Here is a 19,712-nt window from a genome sequence, read left to right on the forward strand (position 1 = left end):
TCCTCTGACCATGAGCGTTCAGCATGAGATTTCCCAGCGTGATCTCCGGAACCGCTCCGGCGAGATCATGGACGCGGTCGAGCACGGTGAAACCTTCACCGTGACCCGCAGTGGCTCGCCCATCGCCCAGTTGGTTCCGCTTTGTCGCAGGCACGCCGTGTCCCGGGACCAGTTCGCCGCCGTCTCGGCGAACGCTCCGCTCATCGACCCGGACAGGTTTCGCGCGGACCTCGACGACGCATTCGCGGGGGAGGCTGACGATCCCTATGGCCGCTGAGGTCCACGGCCTGCTCGACACGAATATCCTCATCCTCCGGCGGGCGATCGATCACGCCCAGCTGCCGGATCTGATGTCGATCAGCACGATCACCCTCGCCGAGCTTTCGGCGGGTCCGCATTACGCCACCGACCCGGCCGAACGGGCACGGCGCACGGACCTGCTGCAACGGGTGGAGTCCGAGTTCGACCCGCTGCCGTTCGGCACCGAAGCGGCGCGGATCTTCGGCCGGGTGTCGGCGTCCGTGCTCGCGCTGGGCAGGACACCCCGGCGGCGGATTGCCGACCTGATGATCGCCAGTGTGGCCATCGCGCACCAGATGCCGCTGTACACCACGAATCCTCAGGATTTCGAAGACCTGAAAGAACTTCTCGACGTCGTCCCGGTCACTTCGCCGGTATAGGCCGTGACCGAGCCGAAGTGCGGAACTGCCCAGGAGCCTGGTGGCGTGCGCGCCGGAAAGCCCGGCTGAACGCGTAGACCGACGTGTAGCCGACCGAGCGGGCGATGGTGTCCACCGTGTCGCGGAGCCGGACCGCGGCCAGGCCCATCCGCCACTGGGTGAGGTAGTCGCCCGGGGTCCGTCCGGTGGTTTCGCGGAAGCGGCGGGTCAGCGTGCTGCGCGAGGTCGACAACTCCGCCGCGAGCGGGTCGGTGGTCCACGGATCCTCGTGGATCTTGACCAAGGCCACGCTGATCAACGGATCCCCGAAGACGCCGAGCCAGGTCCCCCGCGTCTCGGCCGGTTTCTCCGTCCGCCACACGCGGAGCAACTGACCAGGAGGATGTCGACGAGCCGGTTGAGGACGAACTCGGTCGCGATCTGCGGACGCGCGAAAGCAGCCGGACGGTGTCGTCCAGTCCGCCGCCGTCGTGGTTCGCGTGGATGTGCACCAGGTCCGGCAGTCATCCCGGTGATCGAACTGGAGCGGGTCTAGGGAGGAGCTGAAGGGGACTTTCCCCGCATCTCACGTGGTGAAGGGCGCTTTCCCCGCATCGCATGCGGGGAAAGTCCCCTTCAGCCGGAGCCGGAACGCTGGCTGCACGAGGTCGAGGACGCGACCGAGCGCGCGCTGAAGGTCGTGGTTCCGCGACGGCGTCCACCACTTCCTGGAGGACGTCGGCACTGACGTCGAACGGCCGTCGATACGGAGGCGAACCACCTGGCCGGGTGGTTCGAGCGGTGCGAGTCACGCCATGGATGCGCACGCCGCTGGAGCGACGGCTAGCACAACGAAGCTGAGAGTTTCCCCAAGACGTCCTGGTGACGAACCACTTGATCGATTCTTGACCCGACCCACCGAGTGGTGGAAGTCTCGTCAGGGCAAAGAGGGCCGCCCCAGCACGCACGCTAGGGTTGCGCCCGAGTAAAGGACGTCTTACCGGGGCGATCCCGGACGAGTCTCTAGGGAGTGGCAGCAGTGACGGTTCGCGTAGGTGTCAACGGCTTCGGCCGCATCGGCCGCAACTTCTTCCGGGCCGTGCAGGCCGCCGGTCACGACATCGAGGTCGTCGCGTTCAACGACCTCGGCGACGTCGCCACGATGGCCCACCTGCTGAAGTACGACTCCATCCTCGGCCGTTTCCCGGGTGAGGTCAGCGTCAGCGACGAGGGCATCGTCGTCGACGGCAAGACGATCAAGGCCCTCGCCGAGCGCGACCCGGCCAACCTGCCCTGGGGCGATCTGGGCGTGGACGTCGTCGTCGAGTCGACCGGCTTCTTCACCAACGCCGACGCCGCCAAGGCGCACCTCGCCGGTGGCGCGAAGAAGGTCATCATCTCCGCGCCCGCCAAGGGCGAGGACCTGACCGTGGTGCTGGGCGTCAACGACGACAAGTACGACGGCTCGCAGAACATCATCTCGAACGCCTCCTGCACCACGAACTGCCTCGGCCCGCTGGCCAAGGTCCTGCAGGACTCGTTCGGCATCGAGCAGGGCCTGATGACCACCATCCACGCGTACACGCAGGACCAGAACCTGCAGGACGCGCCGCACAAGGACCTGCGCCGCGCCCGCGCCGCCGCGCTGAACATCGTCCCGACCTCGACCGGTGCGGCCAAGGCCATCGGCCTCGTCCTGCCGGAGCTGCAGGGCAAGCTGGACGGCTACGCGCTGCGCGTCCCGATCCCGACAGGCTCGGCCACCGACCTCACCGTCACGCTGACCAAGAGCGCGACCCTCGAGGAGATCAACGCCGCGTACAAGGCCGCCGCCGACGGCCCCCTGGCCGGCATCCTGCGCTACAACGAGGACCCGATCGTTTCGGCCGACATCGTCACCGACCCGGCGTCCTGCATCTACGACGCGCCGCTGACCAAGGTCATCGGCAACCAGGTCAAGGTCATCGGCTGGTACGACAACGAGTGGGGCTACTCCAACCGCCTCGCCGACCTCGTCAAGCTCGTCGGCAACAGGCTTTCCTGACCGATGGCGCTGAAGAAACTCGAAGACCTGCTGGGCGAGGACGTCTCAGGCCGGTTCGTACTCGTACGGTCCGACCTGAACGTCCCGCTCGACGGGGGGAAGATCACCGACGACGGCCGCGTCCGCGCGGCCCTGCCGACCCTCAAGCGCCTCGCCGAGGCGGGCGCGAAGGTGGTCGTCACGGCGCACCTCGGCCGCCCCAAGGGCGAGCCGGACCCGAAGTTCTCGCTCGCGCCCGTCGCCGCGAAACTCACCGAGCTGCTCGGCGTCGATGTCCCGCTGGCGGGTGACTTGGTCGGCGAATCCGCCAAGGCCACCGTCGCGGGCCTGACCGACGGTCAGGTGGCCCTGCTGGAGAACGTGCGCTTCGACGCGCGCGAGACCAGCAAAGTCGAAGCGGAGCGCCAGGAACTGGCCGCCGAGCTGGCCGCGCTCGTCCCGGGCGGCGCGTTCGTCTCCGACGGTTTCGGTGTCGTGCACCGCAAGCAGGCCTCGGTCTACGAGATCGCGCGGGCGCTTCCGGCATATGCGGGCGGTCTGGTGCTGGCCGAGGTCGACGTCCTCAAGAAGCTCACCGAGGATCTCGCGCGGCCGTACGTGGTCGTGCTCGGCGGCGCGAAGGTGTCGGACAAGCTGGGCGTGATCGCCAACCTGCTGACCAAGGTCGACAGGCTGCTCATCGGCGGCGGCATGGCGTACACCTTCCTCAAGGCCCAGGGCCACGAGGTCGGCAACTCGCTGCTGCAGGAAGACCAGCTGGAGCAGGTCCGCGGCTTCCTCGCCGAGGCGGAAAAGCGCGGTGTCGAGCTGATCCTGCCGGTGGATGTCCTCGCCGCGACGGGCTTCGCCGCCGACGCCGAGTTCGACGTCGTCGACGCGACGGCCATTCCGGCCGACCGCATGGGTCTCGACATCGGCCCGAAGTCCCGCGAGCTGTTCGCGGGCAAGCTGGCCGACGCGGCGACCGTGTTCTGGAACGGCCCGATGGGCGTCTTCGAATTCGAGTCCTTCGCCGGCGGCACCCGTGCCGTGGCCGAGGCGCTCGTCAAGAGCGACGCCTTCACCGTGGTCGGCGGTGGCGACTCCGCCGCGGCCGTGCGACAGCTCGGCCTCCCCGAGGACGGCTTCTCGCATATCTCGACCGGCGGCGGCGCGTCGCTGGAGTACCTGGAGGGCAAGGAACTGCCCGGAGTCGCTGTGCTGGGAGAGAACGACTAGTGGCGCGTAAACCGCTCATCGCCGGCAACTGGAAGATGAACCAGAACCACCTCGAAGCCATCGCGCTGGTTCAGAAGATCGCCTTCGCCCTGCCGGAGAAGTACTACGCGAAGGTCGACGTCGCGGTCCTGCCGCCGTTCACCGACATCCGCAGCGTCCAGACGCTGACCGACGGCGACAAGCTGTCGCTCACCTACGGCGCCCAAGACCTGTCGCCGCACGACTCCGGTGCCTACACCGGTGACGTGTCGGGCGTGATGCTGAAGAAGCTGGGCTGCAGCTTCGTCACCGTCGGGCACTCGGAGCGGCGCGAGTACCACGCCGAGTCCGACGAACTCGTCAACAAGAAGGTCAAGGCCGCGCTCAAGCACGGCATCACACCGATCCTGTGCGTGGGGGAGAAGCTCGAGGTCCGCGAGGCGGGCGAGCACATCGCCCACACCACGACCCAGCTGGTCGAGGGCCTCAAGGGGCTCAAGGCCGAGCAGGTCAAGGACGTTGTCGTCGCCTACGAACCGGTCTGGGCCATCGGGACCGGCAAGGTCGCGACCCCGCAGGACGCCGAGGAGGTGTGCGGAGCCATCCGCGCCACCCTCGCCGAGAAGTTCGGTGCCGAGGTCGCGTCCTCGGTCCGGGTGCTCTACGGCGGCTCGGCGAAGGCCAACAACATCAGTGACCTCGTCGCCTGCGAGAACATCGATGGTGCCCTCGTTGGTGGTGCCAGCCTGGATGGTGACGAGTTCACCAAACTCTGCGCGCTCGCCGCGGGCGGGCCCCTGCCCTGATCGGGGCACAAACGGGGTAGCCTGTGTATTCGGTCCGTCACACAGCAGTGGACGAGTCCAGGAGTACGGTGTGTTCAGGTAGACAGTGTGTCCGATAGCACTGCACTGCCGGTGCGCACCGTACTCCTGCATTCTCCAAGAGCGCAGAGGATGACATGAAGCTGTTCCTGCAAATCCTGTTGATCGCCTCCAGCTTTTTCCTGGTGGTAGCCGTGTTGCTGCACCGCGGTCGTGGTGGCGGCCTGTCGTCGCTGTTCGGTGGCGGTATGCAGTCGAGCCTGTCCGGCTCGAGTGTGGCGGAGAAGAACCTCGACCGGATCACGGTGTTGCTGGGTTCGGTGTGGCTGATCAGCATCATCGGCCTCGGGCTCCTGCTCAAGGTCTGATCGATCCAGGTGTTTCGGCGTGCCTATGGGGGGCGCGCCGCCGATCCCTATAGGTGTGAGGATTCATGGTTGGCGGTAACGCGATTCGGGGCACCCGCGTGGGTGCCGGTCCTTCGGGCGAATCGGAACGGGGTGAGTCGGCGCCGCGGCGCCGTATTTCCTACTGGTGTGCCAACAGGCACGAGGCGCAACCGTCGTTCTCGATGGACGCCGAGATTCCCGAAGAGTGGGACTGCCCACGCTGCGGGCTCCCCGGCGGGCAGGACGAGAAGAACCCGCCTGCCGCGCCGCGGACCGAGCCCTACAAGACCCATCTCGCCTACGTGAAGGAACGGCGTTCCGACGCCGACGGCGAGGCCATCCTCGCCGAGGCGCTGGAGCGGTTGCGCCAGCGCCGGGAGATCTAGCCTCCGGTATTCCAGGGCTGATGCCCGCGTCCGCGATCCCGTCGCCAGGGTGCGCCCGTTTGGCATGCCAACACCAGGTTGGCGGGGTGTGCTCTGCGCCGGGCGGGTTCAGCGCAGCTCCGCCGCCCGGCCGGTCACCGGTCGAGCGGGTACCGGGCACGCACCCGGAACCCGCCGTCCTCGGTGTCGGCGGTCTCGAAGCTCCCACCCAGCAGTCGAGCGCGTTCGGCCAGTCCGGTCAGCCCATGCCCTCCCGAGGGCAGGGCCGCACCGGACGTCCGGGCGCGCTCATTGCGTATTTCGACCTTGAGCGAACCATGCTCGCCCTGGATCCGGATGGTCGCGGTGGCACCCGGTGCGTGCTTGTGCACGTTGGTCAGGCATTCCTGCACGGTCCGGTAGGCCGCCGCCGAAACCTGGCTGGGCAAGAGGTCGGGGATCCGCTCGACGGTGAGGTGCACCGGGACGTCCGAGCCTCGGATCAGCCGGTCGAGTTCGTTGATCCCCGGTCGCGGTCCGTCGTCCTCGGAGCCCGAGCGCAGCACGCTCACGAGTGAACGCAGCTCTTCGAGCGTCTTGGTGCTCAGTTTCCGGATGACCAGCGCGGTCTCGAGCGAGCGGGGGTCGGTGGTCTGCGCCTGCAGCGCGCCGGCCTGCATCGCGATGAGCGTGATCTGGTGCGAGACGACGTCGTGCATCTCGCGAGCCAGCCGGGCGCGCTCCTCCGCTCGGACGGCGTCGGCGTGGAAGCGGCGTTCACGGTCGCGGCTGGCGGCGAGTTCGGAGAGCTTCTGCGAGATCTCGGCCCTCGCCCCGATGAGCAGGCCGATGGCCACCGGCATGCCGGCGACGATGACGCCGTAGATGCCGTCCAGGACGTGTTCGCGCCAGCTGAGTTCGACGAAGTCGGCCAGCGGCCACTGGACGAACCGGCAGGTGAAGACGAGCGCGAACCCGGTCCAGGTCTGCCAGTGCATCTGCTTGCGGGTGGCGAGGAAGCCGAGCGCGATCATCGCGGCCAGCTGAGACCAGCCAGCCAGGAAGCCGGGGACGGTGACGATCACCGCGAGGAACGGCAGCTTGCGGCGGAAGGCGAGGCCGAGGCAGGCGGCGCCGGACAGGTAGATGGAGTACGGCTGGGCCTTCTCGGGGATCACCAGCCAGACGTCGAGTGCGGCCAGGAAGATCGCGAGCGTGTCGACTCCCAGCGCGACCAGCGCCGGACGCTTGATCTTGGCGAACGACATGACCCCGGCGGCACGGCGCATGCGGTCGGCGGCGTCCGCTCCGGAGCCACCCACCGAGATACCTGGCATCGAGAGACCCTCTGTGCTCATCGCTGGCGACCTCACTCGTCTTGTGGACTTGAATGAAGAGACGTGTTCTTCGCCCGATCGGGACGCGCAGGAACGAACAAATGTGCGGATGCTAACGGGTGGATGTATTAGGGCGGTAAGTTTCCCCCGGTCGGGCTAGCGACTGTCCGGTCACTGTCCGTTCTGCGGACAAGTGCATGAACGTTCGGTCGGTCGGATCCACAACGGACCACCTGGGCTCGGTGGTCCGTTGATCACTTCGACGGGTACCGGCGCGAGTTGTGACGCCGGTGATGTCTTTTTTGATCTTCGTCACTTTTCGTGGTCGCACGGTGACCCTTTCGTGCGTCCTTCCCTTCCTTTCAGGGTAGGGAAGAGAGACCTTCACGGACTTCCGCCATGGGGGTGTCGTCGATGAACCCGGCTGAAGGGGACTTTCCCCGGGTCCTACTCGGCGAAGGGCGCTTTGCCCGCGTCACATGCGGTGAAGGGCCCCTTCAGCCCACTCGTGCCATGCCCCGCCAGCCACAGGCACAGCAGCCACAGTGCCCCTAGGCATCCTCAAACGCGTGAAGGCCCCCTTACCTCAGCTCAGCCGAGAGAAGGGGGCCTTCACGTGCGATAGAAGGTCAGCCCGCAGGCGTTTGGTAGACCTTCGTGAGCTTCGAGGCGGAGCCCCGGTCCAGCAGCCAGAGCGTGCGACGGCTGCCGCGTGCTCCCGCCACCGGGATCTGGACCTCGCCCGCACCGGCCAGCGCCTGCGCGACGGCGTCCGCCTTGGCGTCGCCGCCGGTGACCAGCCAGATGTCCTGCGCGCGACGGATCGCGGGCAGGGTCAGCGAGATCCTGGTCGGTGGCGGCTTCGGGCAGTCGCGTACCGCGACGACCGAACGCTCCCTCTCGTGCACCGCCGGGCTCTCGGGGAAGATCGAGGCGGTGTGCCCCTCCCCGCCGAGGCCCAGCAGCATGATGTCGAAAGCCGCGTCGTTGGCCGCCAAGACCTCCGCATACGCGGCGGCCGCGGCGTCGACGTCATCGCCGAACTCGCCGTCGGAGGGTGCCATGGCGTGCACCCGCTTCGGGTCGAGCGGGACGTGGTCGAGCAGGGCCTCGCGGGCCTGCTTCTCGTTGCGTTCGTCGGAGTCCGCCGGGACGAAACGCTCGTCGCCCCAGTAGACGTCGAGACGTGACCAGTCGATGGCGTCGCGGGCACTGGAGTCGCGCAGTTCCTTCAGGATCGCGATCCCGGTCCCGCCACCGGTGAGCACCACCGAAGCGGAGCCCTTGGCGGCCTGGACGTCCACAATCCGGGTGACCAGCCTGGCCGCCGCGGCGGCGGCCAGGAGGTCCGGGTTCTCGTAGATGACGACCTCGGACTTGCTCATGAGGTGCTTTTCTTCGAAGCGGTGACAGCGGCCTTCTTCTTGGCGGCGGCCGGAGCTGCCTTCTTCGCCGGAGCGGCCTTGACCGCGGTGCCCGACGAGATCTTGCCGAGCCCGTTCAGCGAAGCCTCGTAGACCTCATCCGGGTCGAGCCGCCGCAGTTCCTCGATCAGGCAGTCCTTGTTGTCCCGCCGCTGCAGGGCGATCCGCCGCGTCGGCTGGCCCGGCTGGGTCAGCGTGCCGACCCGCCCGTCCGGCCGGTGCAGTTCCACCGGGCCGGAACGCCGCTCCAGCGTCACCGAGATGATGCCCGCGGCACCGGTGCTCTTGACCCGCTTCACCGGCACCTTGAGGTACTCGGCCAGCCAGCCCGCGAGCAGTTCGGTCGACGGCGAGTCGGTTTCACCGGTCACGGTCGCGCCGGTGACCTTCTCGTGCGGCGGAAGGTCCAAGGCGGACACCAGCTGGGCGCGCCAGCTGGTCAGCCTGGTCCATGCCAGATCGGTGTCACCCTCCACATAGGACTTCGCCCGGGTGGTGAGTGCTCTTATAGGTGACTTTTCCGCGGCGGAGTCGGTGATCCGGCGCTGGGCCAGCTCACCGAGCGGGTCCTTGGCCGGAGCCTTCGGACCGGTGCCCGGCCACCAGGTGACGATCGGCGCGTCCGGCAGCAGCAGCGGCACGACCGCGCTCTGCCCCTGCGAGGCCAGCGGACCGTAGAGCCGCAGGACGATGACCTCGCTCGCGCCGGCGTCGCCGCCGACCCGGATCTGGCCGTCGATCCGCGGTGCCGCGGTCCGCGCGCCCTTGGCCACCACGATCACCCGCGAGGGGTGCTCCCGGCTGGCTTCGTTGGCGGCTTCGATCGCCTCTTCGAGCCGGTCGTCGTCGTCGGCCACGATGACCAGCGTCAGCACCCGGCCGAGTGCCACCTGCCCGCCCTGTTCGCGGATTTCGACGAGTTTCTTGTTCAGCTGCGACGTCGTGGTCGACGGCAGGTCGATGATCACGGACGCCTCCAGTTCCGGCCGGTACGCTCCAGCATTTCGTCCGCGGACGGCGGTCCCCACGAGCCGGGCGGGTACGCCTCGGGCGCGCCCTTCTTGGCCCATTGGTCGAGGATCGGGTCCAGGATCTCCCAGGACAGTTCGACCTCTTCGTTCACCGGGAACAGCGACGGTTCGCCGAGCAGCACGTCCAGGATGAGCCGCTCGTAGGCCTCCGGCGAGGACTCGGTGAACGCGTGCCCGTAGCCGAAGTCCATGGTGACGTCGCGGACCTCCATCGTGGTCCCCGGCACCTTCGACCCGAACCGCAGCGTGATGCCCTCGTCGGGCTGCACCCGGATCACCAGCGCGTTCTGGCCCAGTTCCTCGGTCGAGGTCGAGTCGAACGGCAGATGCGGCGCCCGCTTGAACACCACGGCGATCTCGGTGACCCGGCGGCCCAGCCGCTTGCCGGTGCGCAGGTAGAACGGTACGCCCGCCCAGCGGCGGTTCTGCACCTCCAGCGTCACCGCGGCGTAGGTCTCGGTGGTCGAGTCCTTCGCGAAACCGTCTTCCTGCAGCAGGCCCGGCACCTTCATGCCGCCCTGCCAGCCGCCCGCGTACTGCCCGCGCGCGGTGGTCTCGTCGAGCGGGCCCAGTGGCTTCGTCGCCGAAAGCACCTTGACCTTCTCGGAGCGCAGCGCACGCGGCGCGAACGAGACCGGCTCCTCCATCGCGGTCAACGCGAGGAGCTGCAGCAGGTGGTTCTGGATGACGTCGCGCGCGGCGCCGATGCCGTCGTAGTATCCCGCGCGGCCGCCGAGACCGATGTCCTCGGCCATGGTGATCTGCACGTGGTCGACGTAGTTGGCGTTCCAGATCGGCTCGAACAGCTGGTTCGCGAATCGCAGCGCCAGCAGGTTCTGCACCGTCTCCTTGCCGAGGTAGTGGTCGATGCGGAACACCGACTCCTCGGGGAAGACGTCGTTCACGATCTCGTTGAGTTCCTTGGCACTCTTGAGATCGCGGCCGAACGGCTTCTCGATGACGACGCGGCGCCAGGTCTCCTCACTCGCGTCGGCGAGGCCGGAGCGGGCGAGCTGCTTGGTCACCACCGGGAACGCGCTCGGCGGGATCGACAGGTAGAACGCGGTGTTGCCACCGGTGCCGCGTTCGGCGTCGAGGTCCTTGACCGTCTGCGCGAGCCTGTCGAAGGCGTCATCGTCGTCGAAGGTGCCCTGGACGAACCGGATGCCTTCGGCGAGCCGGTTCCACACCGACTCCTTGAACGGCGTCCGCGCGTGCTCCTTGACCGAGTCGTGCACGAGCTCGCCGAAGTCCTGGTGCTCCCAGTCCCGGCGGGCGAAGCCGACCAGCGAGAACCCGGCCGGCAGCAGCCCGCGGTGGGCGAGGTCGTAGATCGCCGGCATCAGCTTCTTGCGGGCGAGGTCGCCGGTCACGCCGAAGATCACCAGGCTGGACGGCCCGGCGATCCGCGGCAGCCGCTTGTCGCGCGGGTCGCGCAGCGGGTTGTTCCAGGCTCGGGTCACTCGCCTGCCTCCTGCACCGCGCGGACCAGTTCGGCCAGGCCGGCTGCCCGGTCGGTGAGGTGCAGGCGCAGCACCGGACGACCGTGCTCCGCGAGCACCTGGCCGTCACCGAGCGCCTGCGCGTGCTGCAGGACGCCGAGCGTGTAAGGCCGGTCCGGCACGTCGAGATCCTGCTCGACCGCGCCGGTGATCTGCAGGAAGACACCGTTCTGGTGCCCGCCCTTGTGGTACTGCCCGGTGGAGTGCAGGAACCGCGGCCCCCACCCGAAGGTGGTCTGACGGCCGGTCCGCTTGGCGATCTCGCCGCGCAGGAGCGACGTCGACGCGTCGTCGAGACGGTCGAGGTACGCCTGCACCGCGATGTAGCCAGTTTGGGGGGCGGAGTCGAAGAAAGCCCGCAGAATGTCCGCGAGCTTCCCGTCCGTCGACACGCCTGCCGCGCCGAACACCTCGACCGCGCCGTCCACAGTGGACGGCTCTTCGCCGCCCTTGAGCGCGTCCGGGTTGTCGAGCAGCGCCCGCGCGGCCTTCTTGGCGGCCTCGACGTCGGGCTGGTCGAACGGGTTGATCCCGAGCAGCCGTCCGGCGAACGCGGTCGCGAACTCCCACAGCAGGAACTGCGCGCCGAGTGAGCCGGTCACCGAGATCTTCGCGGTGCCTTCGGCCTGACCGACGGCCACCGGAGTGGCGTCGTCCTTGGCGTCGGCGAACCCGGGGGACTCCGGGCCCTCGACGGCGACCGGGAGGAGGCCGGTGCCCTGCTTGCCGGTGGACTCGGCGATCAGCTGCTCCGCCCAGTCGGCGAAGCCCTTGATGCCAGATCCCGTGTCGGCGATGACGACCTTCTCGGCGCCCTTTTCGTGCGCCGCGACCCACGCCGCCGCGAGCTTGATCGCGGGGTTGTCCGCCGAGTCGGCGGCCAGGGTCTCGGCGGCCGAAGCGGCTTGGTCGAGCAGGCGGGCGATGTCCGCGCCGGCGAGCCCGGACGGGACGAGCCCGAACGCGGTCAGCGCCGAGTAGCGGCCGCCGACGTTCGGGTCGGCGAGGAAGACCTTGCGGTAACCCTCCTTTTCGGACAGATCCGCGAACGGCGAGCCCGGGTCGGTGACGACCACGATCCGCCGTGCCGCGTCGATGCCCGCGTCGGCGAAGGCCTTCGCGAAGATCCGCCGGTGGCTGTCGGTCTCGACGGTGCCGCCGGACTTCGACGACACGACGATGACCGTGCGCTCCAGGTCACCGGCGAGCGCGTCGGCGACTTGTCCAGGATCGGTGGTGTCGAGGACGGTCAGCGCGACGCCGTCCGTAGCGGTGATCACCTCGGGGGCCAGCGAAGAACCGCCCATGCCCGCGAGGACGACGCGGTCGACGCCCTCCGAACGCAGGTCGGTCCGCAACGCCTCGATCTCGCCGATCAACGGCCGCGAGGACTTGTGCAGCGTCGTCCACGAGAGACGGATCGACGCTTCGGACTCGGCTTCGGGACCCCACAGTGTGGCGTCCTGGGACGCCAATTTCGATGCGACCTGATCGGCGACAAGCCGCTCCGCGAACGGAGCGGCTTCGCCGGCCAGGGCGGCGTCGACAATTTCGACGCCGGTCGTTTCCCCTGCCATGGTCGGTGATCAGTCCTTTGCCTTTTCCAGCTGCCCGGTGACGGTCTCGAGAAGCTCCACCCAGGACTTCTCGAACTTCTCGACACCCTCGTTCTCGAGGGTGAGGAACACGTCGGTGATGTCGATGCCGACAGCGCTCAGTTTGTCGAAGACGGCCTGCGCGTCGGCGCCCTTGCCGGTCACCGTGTCGCCGGTGACGTCGGCGTGGTCCGCCGCGGCGTCGAGGGTCTTCTCCGGCATCGTGTTGACCGTGTCCTTGACGACCAGCTGGTCCACGTAGCGGGTGTCGGAGTACTCCGGGTCCTTCACACCGGTGGAGGCCCACAGCGGACGCTGCGCGTTCGCACCCGCCTCGGCGAGCGCCTTCCAGCGGTCCGAAGCGGAAAGCTCCTCGAACGCCGCGTACGCGAGCCGCGCGTTGGCGAGGGCGGCTTCACCGCGCAGCGCCTTCGCCTCGTCGGTGCCGATGCCTTCGAGTCGCTTGTCGATCTCGGTGTCCACACGGGACACGAAGAACGACGCGACCGAGTGAATGCCCTTGAGGTCGTGGCCGTTGGCCTTGGCCTGCTCGAGCCCGGCGAAGTAGGCCTCGATGACCGCCCGGTACCGCTCGACCGAGAAGATCAGCGTGACGTTGACGCTGATGCCTTCGGCCAGGGTCTTGGTGATGGCCGGGAGACCTTCTTCGGTGGCCGGGATCTTGATCAGCACATTCGGCCGGTCCACGGTCTTCCACAGGTCCTGCGCCTCGGCCAGCGTCTTGTCGGAGTCCTTGGCCAACCGCGGGTCCACCTCGATGGACACCCGGCCGTCGACCCCGTTCGTGGCGGTGTAGACGTCGCGGAACAGGTCCGCGGCGTTGCGCACGTCGGTGGTGGTCAGCTCGCGGATGGCGGCCTCGACGTCGGCGCCGCGGGCGGCGAGCTCCTTGGTCTGCTCGTCGTAGGCCTCGCCCTTCGACATCGCGTTGGCGAAGATCGTCGGGTTGGTCGTCACGCCCACGACGTGCTTGTCGCGGATCAGGCCGGCGAGGTTGCCGGTGTTCAGGCGCTCACGGGACAGGTCGTCGAGCCAGATCGAAACTCCGGCCTCGGACAGCTGCGCGAGCTTGTCGTTGCTCATGCTTTCCCCTTAGTTCTTGGTGTTGGAGATCGAGCGACGGGCGGCCTCGACGACTGCCTCCGCGGTGATACCGAACTCGCGGAACAGCGTGCCGGCGTCGGCCGACGCACCGAAGTGCTCGATCGAAACGTTCTCCCCGGCATCACCGGTGAAGCGGTGCCACGAAAGGGCGATACCGGCTTCGACGGAGACGCGTGCCTTGACCGACGGCGGAAGGACGGAGTCCTGGTAGGACTGGTCCTGCGCGTCGAACCACTCGACACACGGCATCGAGACGACACTCGCCGGGATGCCGTCGGCCTCGAGGGTCTTGCGGGCCTCGACGGCCAGCTGGACCTCGGAGCCGGTCGCGATCAGCACGACCTGGGGTTTACCGTCGGACGCTTCGGCGAGGACGTAACCGCCCCGCTTGACGCCTTCGGCGCTGGTGCCCTCCAGGACCGGCACGTTCTGCCTGGTCAGCGCGAGGCCCGACGGGTGGTGGACGTCCTCCAGGACGGCCTTCCACGCGTATGCGGTCTCGTTGGCGTCCGCCGGGCGGACGACGTTGAGGCCGGGGATCGCGCGTAGCGAGGAGAGCTGCTCGATCGGCTGGTGGGTCGGTCCGTCCTCGCCGAGGCCGATCGAGTCGTGCGTCCACACGTAGGTGATCGGCGCCTTCATCAGCGCGGCCAGCCGCACGGGCGGGCGCATGTAGTCGGAGAAGATCAGGAACGTCGCACCGTAGGGACGGGTGCCGCCATGCAGCGCGATGCCGTTGAGGATCGAGCCCATCGCGTGCTCGCGGATGCCGAAGTGCAGCGTCCGGCCGTACGGGCTGGTCTTCCACATGTCGGTGGAAGCCTTCTCCGGGCCGAACGAGTCGGCCCCCTTCATGGTCGTGTTGTTGCTCTCCGCGAGGTCCGCGGAGCCACCCCACAGCTCGGGAAGCGGGTCGGCGAGGGCGTTGAGCACCTCACCGGAGGCCTTGCGGGTCGCGATGCCCTTGGCGTCCGGCTCCCACTTCGGCAGGTTGTCCGCGAAGCCCTCGGGCAGCGTGCGGGTGGACATCCGGTCCGCGATCTTCTTGCGCTCCGGGTTGGCGGTGCCCCACGCCTCGAACTTCTCCTGCCACGCGGCGCGTGCGGTCTTGCCGCGGTCGACGGCGTGGCGGGTGTGCGCGATGACCTCGTCGTCGACCTGGAAGTTCTGCTCGGGGTCGAAGCCGAGGATCTCCTTGACCGCGGCGACCTCTTCGGCGCCGAGCGCGGCGCCGTGGGCCTTGCCGGTGCCCATCTTCTTCGGCGCCGGGTACCCGATGACGGTCTTCAGCGCGATGAACGACGGGCGCTCGGTCTCCGCCTTCGCGGCCTTGATGGCCTCTTCGATCGCGACGACGTCCTCGCCACCCTCGACCACCTGGGTGTGCCACCCGTAGGCCTCGTAGCGCTTCACGACGTCCTCGGACAGCGCGATCTTGGTGTCGTCCTCGATCGAGATCTCGTTGTCGTCCCAGAAAACGATGAGGTTGCCCAGCTCCTGGCGGCCGGCGATCGACGAGGCTTCGGCGGTGACGCCCTCCTCGATGTCACCGTCGGAGGCGATCACGTAGACGTAGTGGTCGAAGATGCTCTCGCCGACGGCGGGCTCCGGGTCCAGCAGGCCGCGCTCGCGGCGGGCGGCCATCGCCATACCGACGCCGTTGGCCAGGCCCTGGCCGAGCGGGCCGGTGGTGGTCTCGACGCCCTTGGTGTGGCGGTACTCCGGGTGACCCGGGGTCTTCGAGTCCCACTTGCGGAGCTGCTTCAGGTCTTCCAGCTCCAGGCCGAACCCGGCGAGGTACAGCTGGATGTAGAGGGTGAGGCTCGAGTGACCCGCGGAGAGGATGAACCGGTCACGGGCGGGCCACTCCGGGTCCGCCGGGTCATGACGCAGCGTCCGCTGGAAGAGCGTGTAGGCGAGCGGCGCCAGGCTCATCGCGGTACCGGGGTGACCGCTGCCGCAGTTCTCGACCGCGTCCGCGGCGAGCACCCGAACGGTGTCGACGGCCCGCGTGTCGAGGTCGGTCCAGTCGGCGGGCACGTTACGCCGGAGGAGTGGGTTCTTCTCGCTGGTAGAGGCGGTTTCGGACACTGAACTCGAACTCCCCGTCATCAGGTTGTGGCTTCTCTTCCCTCATGGGTAACCCACGTGTACCGCTACTAATCTCAATCGATCCGGAAAGGACGATATTCCTGCTCCGGGCCGTTCGCTTCAGGTACGCCGCGACCTACCGCGGCCAGCCTAATGGTTCGGCCGGTCGAGGACCCGCGATCACCCTCTGGAAACAGCACGTCTAACATCGAGGAAGGGTTCAAACGCAGGGATCCGGGGCCCGCCACATCACCCGGAAGCCTGACGGACCCCGGCCCGCAAACTGACGCAGGGAGTGAAATGTCGTTGGTGAACGCTGCGCACGGACGCAGTGACAACACCAGCGCCGTACATCCGACCGGTGAACGACCGCACGGTGGCCGGCGAACAATCCGCCAGGTCGTCGGCGCGTACGCCGCCCTCGCGAAGCCCAGGGTGATCGAGCTACTCCTCGTCACCACGATTCCCGCGATGTTCCTGGCAGGCAGGGAAATCCCGTCGCCGTGGCTGGTGCTCGCGACGCTCGTGGGCGGGACCATGGCCGCCGGTAGCGCCAACGCCTTGAACTGCGTCATCGACGCGGACATCGACAAGGTGATGAACCGCACGAAGCGCCGCCCGCTGGTGAAGGAATCGGTTCCTCGTCGTGGTGCGCTGATCTTCGGTCTCGCGCTCGGTGTCCTGTCGGCCGTCGTGCTCTATTTCACGGTGAATCTGCTCTCGGCGATTCTCGCGATCGCGACGATCTTGTTCTACATCTTCGTCTACACGCTGCTGCTGAAGCGGCGCACGTCACAGAACGTGGTCTGGGGCGGCGCGGCGGGCTGCATGCCGGTCATCATCGGCTGGTCCGCCGTCACCGGCACCGTCGAGTGGCCCGCGTTCGTGATGTTCGGCGTCATCTTCTTCTGGACCCCACCGCACACCTGGGCGCTGGGCATGAAGTACCGCGACGACTACGAGCGCGCCGGTGTGCCGATGCTGCCGGTGGTCGCCACCCCGCAGTACGTGGCGCGGCAGATCGTCATCTACTCGTGGGTGATGGTCGCCTGGACGTTGCTGCTGGTCCCGGTGACGAGCTGGATCTACACGACGTTCGCGATCCTGGCGGGCGGCTGGTTCCTCTTCTACGCGCACAGCCTGAACGCGGCGGTGCGGCGTGGTGAGGAGACCAAGCCGATGTCGCTGTTCCACCGTTCGAACACGTACCTGATGATCGTGTTCGTCGCGCTGGCCGTGGACTCGGCCATCGGCCTGCCGGTCATCGGCCCGCCCTTCTGACCTCTTAGCGCGTGAAGGCCTCGGTCCGTGAAGGACCCCTTGAGGGACCCTGGGTCCCTCAAAGTTCCCCTCACCCCACGCCGGAATGTCACGCTGGTCTCAGCAGCACCACAGCCACGATGACGCCGCGTGTCAGGCCCTCCGTTCCCTCGGCTCAGCCGAGCAATCTCGGCCTTCGCACGGTTCCTGTACTTCAGGTGGTTCAGGGCGCCGGTGATCGTTGGGGGGTCGCGAGTGGCAGGACGTTGAGGATCAAGGGCGGCGGGTTCGTGTGACCAGCGGGACGACTCGCGTGACCAGATGGACGACACGCGTGTCCAGAGGGACGGTTCGCCGCTGAGCCCGGCCGCACGCGTGTCGTCCGCCCCGTCACGCGTGCCGTCCAACCCATCACGCGAAACGGCCAGATCGCCATGAGGGTCTCGAGTGGTAGCCGCCCTTGTCACTCACGGCCTCCGGCCGCTCCCCACCTGGTGGTCTTCCACCGGCCTGTCGCTGGTGGCCTTCCTCCTGGTCCGGGTGACCGGGAGGGAATGAGATGATGGCGGGCGCCGTTGTAACCCTTTCGGCCCCTGTCCCACCTCTCGAAAGCAGGCTGCTTTTGTCCGTGTCCCCGGACCGGGAACTCGACGCGCTCGAGCAGGAGTACGTCACCACCCTTTACCGCAAGCTCGACGCCGAACGCGTCGACGCGCAGCGCAGGCTCGACCAGACGCTGCGCCAGACCGGCGGCACCCCGCAGGCGCGCACCGAACGTGACGTCGCCACGACGCTGTACACCGACAGGCTGTCCCAGCTGAGTTCCGTCGAGCAGGGCCTGTGCTTCGGCCGTCTCGACTTCCTGCCCGATCATGCCGAAGAGACCACCTACGTCGGGCGGCTCGGGCTGTTCGACGAGGACGACGAGTACCGCCCGCTGCTCGTCGACTGGCGTGCGCCGGTCGCGCGGCCCTTCTACCTGGCCACCGCCGCCTCGCCCGAAGGCGTCCGCCGACGTCGCCACATCCGGTCGCTGAGCAGGAAGGTCGTCGGCGTCGACGACGAGATCCTCGATCTCTCCGCCGCCGACCAGGGGCAGGACCTCGGTCTCGCGGGCGAGGCGGCGCTGTTGGCCGCGCTCGAACGCCGCCGCACCGGTGAGATGAGTGACATCGTCGCCACCATCCAGGCCGAGCAGGACCGCATCATCCGCGCGTCGCCGAACGGCGTCCTGGTGGTACAGGGCGGGCCGGGTACCGGTAAGACCGCGGTCGCGCTGCACCGCGCGGCGTACCTGCTCTACACGCACCGGCAGCAGCTCACCACGCGCGGCGTGCTGGTGGTCGGGCCGAACAGCACGTTCCTCCGCTACATCGGGCAGGTCCTGCCGTCGCTGGGCGAGACCGGGGTGCTGCTGGCCACGATCGGGCAGCTGTACCCGGGCCTCGACGCCACCGGGCCGGTCACCCGCGAGGCCGCGGAGATCAAGGGCCGTCCGGTGATGGCCGACGTGCTCGCCAACGCCGTCCGCGACCGGCAGCGCGTGCCGGAACCGGTGCTGGAGATCGAGTTCGAGCGCGAGATCCTCATGCTCGACCGCAAGACCTGCACCGAGGCCAGGACGCGGGCCCGCCGGTCGCGCCGCCCGCACAACCTGGCCCGGCGGATCTTCGTCTCCGACCTCCTCGACGCGCTGACCCGCCAGGCCGCCCGCAGACTGGGGGAGGACCTGCTCGACGCGCGGGACGTCCAGGACATCCGTGCCGAGGTCTCCGCCGACAAGAAGGTGGCCGCCGCGATCAACGGGTTGTGGCCCACGCTCACCCCCGAGATCGTGCTCGACGAGCTGTTCGCCGAGCGCGAACGGTTGCGCAGCGCGTCCGGGAAAGCCTTGTCGGACACCGATCGTGAGCACCTCTACAGCCCGACGGACGCCAAGTGGAGCCCGGCCGACGTCCCGCTGCTCGACGAACTCGCCGAGCTGCTCGGCGAGGACGACACCGACGCGAGGGTCGAGCGCGCCCGCCGGGAGCGGGAAGACCGCGCCTACGCGGAAGGCGTGCTCGACATCCTCGAACAGGACGAGGAGATCATCGACGAGGAACTGCTGCGGGTGGGCGACGTCCTCGACGCCGAACTGTTCGCCGAACGTCAGCAGCGCCGCAGCGAGATGACCGCGGCGCAGCGGGCGGCCCAGGACCGCACCTGGACCTTCGGGCACGTGATCGTCGACGAGGCGCAGGAACTGACCGCGATGGACTGGCGGCTGCTGATGCGCCGGTCGCCGAACCGGTCGATGACGCTCGTCGGTGACGTCGCCCAGACCGGGGCGGCAGGGGGAGCGCGGACGTGGGGCGAGGTGCTGTCGCCGTACGTCGCCGATCGTTGGCGGCTCGAAGAGCTGACCGTGAACTACCGGACCCCGGCGGAGATCATGGCCGTCGCGTCCCGCGTGCTCGCCGACGTCGATCCCGCGCTGGAAGCGCCGGTTTCGGTGCGGGAGACGGGTTTCGAGCCATGGCTGCGCTCCGTGGAACCGGCGGAACTCGCCGCCGGGCTGCCCGGTCTCGTGGCGGCGGAACTGTCCGCCGTGGACGGTGGGACGGTCGCCGTGCTGTGCCCGGTCCCGCTGATCGAGACGGTGTCGGAGGCGCTCGGCGAGACAGGGGACCGCGTGTCGGTGATGGCGGTGGAGCGGGCGAAGGGCCTGGAGTTCGACTCGGTGGTGCTGGTCGCCCCTGACGAGATCGTCGCCGGGTCCCCGCGCGGGCTCAACGATCTCTACGTCGCCCTGACCAGGGCGACCCGTCGGATGGGCGTAGTGCAGACCGGTGACCTTGTTCCGGCGCTGGAGGGTCTTGGCTAAGGT

General features: G+C 68.3%; 16 protein-coding genes and 1 pseudogene. 9 read left to right on the forward strand and 8 right to left on the reverse strand.

The genetic code is table 11. The annotated features are described in order from the left end of the window. Positions 1 to 10: 10 nt before the first annotated feature. Together ACM6LR_RS20910 and ACM6LR_RS20915 are read left to right on the forward strand one after the other, a co-directional pair. Complete coding sequence (locus tag ACM6LR_RS20910; RefSeq protein ID WP_414937683.1) at positions 11 to 277, forward strand: type II toxin-antitoxin system Phd/YefM family antitoxin; 267 nt, start codon at positions 11 to 13, stop codon at positions 275 to 277. Then, on the forward strand, positions 267 to 680 hold the full coding sequence (locus ACM6LR_RS20915; protein WP_414944342.1) for a type II toxin-antitoxin system VapC family toxin: 414 nt from the start codon (positions 267 to 269) through the stop codon (positions 678 to 680). The genes ACM6LR_RS20910 and ACM6LR_RS20915 overlap by 11 nt, the downstream gene beginning before the upstream one ends. Here the strand turns inward: ACM6LR_RS20915 and ACM6LR_RS20920 are convergent. Next, positions 664 to 1,183: pseudogene (locus tag ACM6LR_RS20920) on the reverse strand (AraC family transcriptional regulator); the annotation flags it as partial. The gene ACM6LR_RS20915 and the pseudogene ACM6LR_RS20920 overlap by 17 nt on opposite strands. Positions 1,184 to 1,698: 515 nt before the next feature. Between ACM6LR_RS20920 and gap the strand changes: the two are divergent. From gap to ACM6LR_RS20945, 5 genes are all read left to right on the forward strand, one after another. Then, positions 1,699 to 2,703: a type I glyceraldehyde-3-phosphate dehydrogenase gene (gap, locus tag ACM6LR_RS20925; RefSeq protein ID WP_414937685.1), complete on the forward strand. Its 1,005-nt coding sequence runs from the start codon at positions 1,699 to 1,701 to the stop codon at positions 2,701 to 2,703. A 9-nt stretch (positions 2,704 to 2,712) separates the two neighbouring features. Continuing rightward, on the forward strand, positions 2,713 to 3,921 hold the full coding sequence (locus ACM6LR_RS20930; RefSeq protein WP_414937960.1) for a phosphoglycerate kinase: 1,209 nt from the start codon (positions 2,713 to 2,715) through the stop codon (positions 3,919 to 3,921). Beyond that, the gene (tpiA, locus tag ACM6LR_RS20935; protein ID WP_414937686.1) at positions 3,921 to 4,706 is read left to right on the forward strand and encodes a triose-phosphate isomerase; all 786 of its coding nucleotides are present in this window, start codon (positions 3,921 to 3,923) and stop codon (positions 4,704 to 4,706) included. The genes ACM6LR_RS20930 and tpiA overlap by 1 nt, the downstream gene beginning before the upstream one ends. 155 nt (positions 4,707 to 4,861) lie before the next feature. Continuing rightward, positions 4,862 to 5,092 (forward strand): preprotein translocase subunit SecG, encoded by a 231-nt coding sequence (gene secG / locus ACM6LR_RS20940; RefSeq protein ID WP_125783705.1) that lies wholly within the window; start codon positions 4,862 to 4,864, stop codon positions 5,090 to 5,092. 65 nt (positions 5,093 to 5,157) lie between these two features. Further along, positions 5,158 to 5,499, forward strand: coding sequence for an RNA polymerase-binding protein RbpA (locus ACM6LR_RS20945; RefSeq protein ID WP_026467877.1), 342 nt, complete (start codon positions 5,158 to 5,160; stop codon positions 5,497 to 5,499). Positions 5,500 to 5,633: 134 nt separating this feature from the next. On the opposite strand, the gene ACM6LR_RS20950 is transcribed toward ACM6LR_RS20945, so the two are convergent. The 7 genes from ACM6LR_RS20950 to tkt form a co-directional block, all read right to left on the reverse strand. Further along, positions 5,634 to 6,836, reverse strand: a complete 1,203-nt coding sequence (locus ACM6LR_RS20950) for a sensor histidine kinase (RefSeq protein ID WP_414937687.1) — start codon at positions 6,834 to 6,836, stop codon at positions 5,634 to 5,636. A gap of 608 nt (positions 6,837 to 7,444) precedes the next feature. Then, on the reverse strand, positions 7,445 to 8,200 hold the full coding sequence (gene pgl, locus ACM6LR_RS20955; protein ID WP_414937688.1) for a 6-phosphogluconolactonase: 756 nt from the start codon (positions 8,198 to 8,200) through the stop codon (positions 7,445 to 7,447). After that, positions 8,197 to 9,207, reverse strand: coding sequence for a glucose-6-phosphate dehydrogenase assembly protein OpcA (opcA, locus tag ACM6LR_RS20960; RefSeq protein WP_414937689.1), 1,011 nt, complete (start codon positions 9,205 to 9,207; stop codon positions 8,197 to 8,199). The genes pgl and opcA overlap by 4 nt, the downstream gene beginning before the upstream one ends. Continuing rightward, entirely contained in the window at positions 9,204 to 10,733 is a 1,530-nt protein-coding gene (gene zwf, locus ACM6LR_RS20965) for a glucose-6-phosphate dehydrogenase (RefSeq protein WP_414937690.1), read from the reverse strand. The genes opcA and zwf overlap by 4 nt, the downstream gene beginning before the upstream one ends. After that, on the reverse strand, positions 10,730 to 12,349 hold the full coding sequence (locus tag ACM6LR_RS20970) for a glucose-6-phosphate isomerase (RefSeq protein ID WP_414944343.1): 1,620 nt from the start codon (positions 12,347 to 12,349) through the stop codon (positions 10,730 to 10,732). The genes zwf and ACM6LR_RS20970 overlap by 4 nt, the downstream gene beginning before the upstream one ends. Before the next feature lie 9 nt (positions 12,350 to 12,358). After that, positions 12,359 to 13,471, reverse strand: a complete 1,113-nt coding sequence (tal, locus tag ACM6LR_RS20975; RefSeq protein WP_414937692.1) for a transaldolase — start codon at positions 13,469 to 13,471, stop codon at positions 12,359 to 12,361. Positions 13,472 to 13,480: 9 nt separating this feature from the next. After that, positions 13,481 to 15,583, reverse strand: a complete 2,103-nt coding sequence (gene tkt, locus ACM6LR_RS20980; protein WP_414937693.1) for a transketolase — start codon at positions 15,581 to 15,583, stop codon at positions 13,481 to 13,483. 300 nt (positions 15,584 to 15,883) lie between these two features. On the opposite strand from tkt, the gene ACM6LR_RS20985 reads away from it, so the two are divergent. Continuing rightward, on the forward strand, positions 15,884 to 16,864 hold the full coding sequence (locus ACM6LR_RS20985) for a heme o synthase (protein WP_414937694.1): 981 nt from the start codon (positions 15,884 to 15,886) through the stop codon (positions 16,862 to 16,864). A 601-nt stretch (positions 16,865 to 17,465) separates the two neighbouring features. Then, positions 17,466 to 19,709: a HelD family protein gene (locus tag ACM6LR_RS20990; protein WP_414944344.1), complete on the forward strand. Its 2,244-nt coding sequence runs from the start codon at positions 17,466 to 17,468 to the stop codon at positions 19,707 to 19,709. Positions 19,710 to 19,712 lie beyond the last annotated feature (3 nt).

The sequence above is a fragment of the Amycolatopsis sp. cmx-11-32 genome (assembly GCF_047608695.1).
Lineage (GTDB): Bacteria > Actinomycetota > Actinomycetes > Mycobacteriales > Pseudonocardiaceae > Amycolatopsis.